This window comes from Dyadobacter sp. CY261 (assembly GCF_021440085.1).
Lineage (GTDB): Bacteria > Bacteroidota > Bacteroidia > Cytophagales > Spirosomataceae > Dyadobacter.
The window spans coordinates 1-1,392 of the sequence record NZ_JAKCPW010000059.1 but is presented as its reverse complement, the minus strand read 5'-3'; the positions used below and the strand labels follow the sequence as shown (position 1 = coordinate 1,392).

General features: G+C 42.2%; 1 pseudogene. It reads right to left on the bottom strand.

The features are described 5' to 3' along the window. Positions 1 to 1,115 precede the first annotated feature (1,115 nt). Positions 1,116 to 1,392: pseudogene (locus LZD49_RS35315) on the bottom strand (NAD-dependent epimerase); the annotation flags it as partial.

Genomic DNA, 1,392 nt, shown 5'->3' with positions numbered 1-1,392 from the left:
AGACTGGGTACGACCATTATCGATCAAGTAGGACTACAATTAATTCGCGCTTACATTAAGCAATTGCAATAGTGTCGACCGATTTACATCAGACATCATGCTTTCCCATCTGGAACCGGTCTTTTGAGCAGACGGAATACAGAGAATTCTCAAATCTATTACCAATCCTGTTTTCAAAAGATCAGGTGAGAATTGTGATGAGTCAGACATGGTCATTTTATAGCGTCGACCTACATGTATAATACAATTTATTCTCAAACACCCCTTCAACATGAGACACTCATACCTTGTATATCATAGCCTGAATCAGTCGCATTAGCCGGACGTGGCTGTTGCACAACCCATGATTACAATTACACTACTCTGCGACTTGTGTCGTCCTGGAAAAACTTCACAGTTTTTAGTGATAATCCTGATTGAACTTTACTCGACTTCTTGTTAGTACTGCTAAAACCTTACACCTCAACGCATAGGACGACGCTTATCCCTGATTTTTTTACTGCATAAAAAAATCATCTGCTACTCCGCTACGCTTCGGGGAGCTGTTCTAGGCTTACGAGCTATTTTTGCTGCCATCATCAACAACAAAACCGGGGAAAAAAGTGATAGCCAGTTTCTGGAATTTGTATATTCGGACGGGCAAAATTTTCCTTATTTCCTGGGACGATACAAGATGACCGATGTCGCCGCATTGGTATTGCAGAGATCGTTACAACTATGATTTTTTTGGATAGCGAACTCTCCTGCCGAATGCGGGAATGGTCAGTAGGTTGGGATTGATCTCGTTTACGTCCTCGGGGATGTAAACTTTTTTCAAAAACTTTTCGCAGAAATCGTATACCGTTGTGATTCGTATGGATTTGTTCTTTCTGACGACAAGCTCGTATATTACTCGCTTTCGCTTGTCATAAATAGGATTTGTAACCAGATGGACCTTTTCAAATTTGTCCAATAAAGGTCTTACAGTGTGGTTCAGCAGGTAGTCGTCGTCATCGGTGTGCGGGATCAGAATTACAATAATCCGTCAGTCGGATCAAGTTTTTAGTCAAGTGTTGAATACAGAAGGGGAAGAATTACAAAACTACGAAAAATCGCAGAACCACAAGCTGTTACGGCTATTTAATAAAATAATTTTTATACCAATCGGCGAAGATTCGGGTCCCGCGATCAATATCAGTCCGGGGACTGTATCCCGTGGCTCTTTCAAGTTCATTCGTATCCGCCCAGGTGGAGACAATATCACCCGGTATCATAGGATGCATTTGCTTTTGGGCCGGTTTCCCAAGGTACCGTTCCAGACAGCCGATAAAGTAAAGCAAATCAACCGGTTTCCCGTTTCCAATGTTGAAGATCTGATATAAATGGGGCAAGTTGGCACCGGTAATGGACGTA